This is a genomic window from Streptomyces sp. XM83C, assembly GCF_023072675.1.
Taxonomy (GTDB): domain Bacteria; phylum Actinomycetota; class Actinomycetes; order Streptomycetales; family Streptomycetaceae; genus Streptomyces; species Streptomyces thermocoprophilus.
Genome location: NZ_JALLGL010000546.1, coordinates 1 through 1615, shown reverse-complemented (window position 1 = coordinate 1615; position 1615 = coordinate 1). Strand labels below are relative to the sequence as shown.

2 protein-coding genes are annotated in these 1615 nt (G+C 70.8%); both read left to right on the top strand.

Annotation, left to right across the window (positions count from 1 at the left end):
* A partial coding sequence (gene cysD, locus MTQ10_RS30215; RefSeq protein ID WP_247473805.1) for a sulfate adenylyltransferase subunit CysD occupies positions 1–456 on the top strand: 456 nt, incomplete at its 5' end.
* Between the two features lie 2 nt (positions 457–458).
* On the top strand, positions 459–1615 hold a 1157-nt coding region (locus MTQ10_RS30210), incomplete at its 3' end, for a sulfate adenylyltransferase subunit 1 (protein ID WP_247473803.1).

Genomic DNA, 1615 nt, shown 5'->3' with positions numbered 1-1615 from the left:
CGCGACGAGTTCTCCCAGTGGGACCCGCGCCGCCAGCGGCCCGAGCTGTGGAACCTGTACAACGGCCGGCACGCCCCCGGCGAGCACGTCCGTGTCTTCCCGCTGTCCAACTGGACCGAGCTGGACGTGTGGCAGTACATCGCCCGCGAGGGCATCGAACTGCCCGAGATCTACTACGCCCACGAGCGTGAGGTGTTCCAGCGCAACGGCATGTGGCTGACCGCCGGCGAGTGGGGCGGACCGAAGGACGGCGAGAGCGTCGAGAAGCGCCTCGTGCGCTACCGGACCGTCGGCGACATGTCCTGCACCGGCGCCGTCGACTCGGACGCCGACACCGTCGAGAAGGTGATCGCGGAGATCGCCGCGTCCCGGCTCACCGAGCGGGGCGCCACCCGCGCCGACGACAAGCTGTCCGAGGCCGCGATGGAAGACCGCAAGCGCGAGGGGTACTTCTAGCGATGACCGTTCTCGAGACCCGCGTCGCGACGACGACCGCAGACACCCTGCGACTGGCCACGGCCGGCTCCGTCGACGACGGCAAGTCCACCCTGGTGGGCCGCCTGCTGCACGACTCCAAGTCCGTCCTCGCCGACCAGCTGGAGTCGGTCACCCGGCACGGCACACCCGACCTGGCGCTGCTCACCGACGGCCTGCGCGCCGAGCGGGAACAGGGCATCACCATCGACGTGGCCTACCGCTACTTCGCCACGCCGCGGCGCCGGTTCATCCTCGCCGACACCCCCGGCCACGTGCAGTACACGCGGAACATGGTCACCGGCGCCTCCACCGCCGAACTGACGGTGATCCTCGTCGACGCCCGCAACGGCGTCGTCGAACAGACCCGCCGGCACGCCGCGATCGCCGCACTGCTGCGCGTCCCGCACGTCGTCCTCGCCGTGAACAAGATGGACCTCGTCGGCTACGACGAGAAGGTGTTCGCCGCGATCGCCGAGGAGTTCACGGCGTACGCCACCGAACTGGGCGTGCCCGAGGTGACCGCGATCCCGATCTCGGCGCTGGAGGGCGACAACGTCGTGGAGCCGTCCGCGCACATGGACTGGTACGGCGGCCCGACCGTCCTGGAACACCTGGAGACCGTGCCGGTCGCCCACGACCTGGCGCACTGCCACGCCCGGCTGCCCGTGCAGTACGTGATCCGGCCGCAGAGCGCCGAGCACCCCGACTACCGCGGCTACGCCGGCCAGATCGCCGCCGGCACCTTCCGCGTCGGCGAGTCCGTGACGGTGCTGCCGTCCGGGCGGGCCACGAGGATCGCCGGGATCGACCTGCTGGGCGAGTCCGTGGACGTGGCGTGGACGCCGCAGTCGGTCACCCTCCTGCTGGAGGACGACATCGACATCTCCCGCGGCGACCTCATCGTCCCCAGCAAGGACGCCCCGCCGACCACCCAGGACATCGAGGCCACCGTCTGCCACGTCGCGGACGAGCCGCTGAAGGTCGGCCACCGCGTGCTCCTCAAGCACGGCACCCGCACCGTCAAGGCCATCGTGAAGGACATCCCCTCCCGGCTCACCCTGGACGACCTGTCGCTGCACCCGCACCCCGGACAGCTCGCCGCCAACGACATCGGCCGGGTGAAGATCCGCACCGCCGA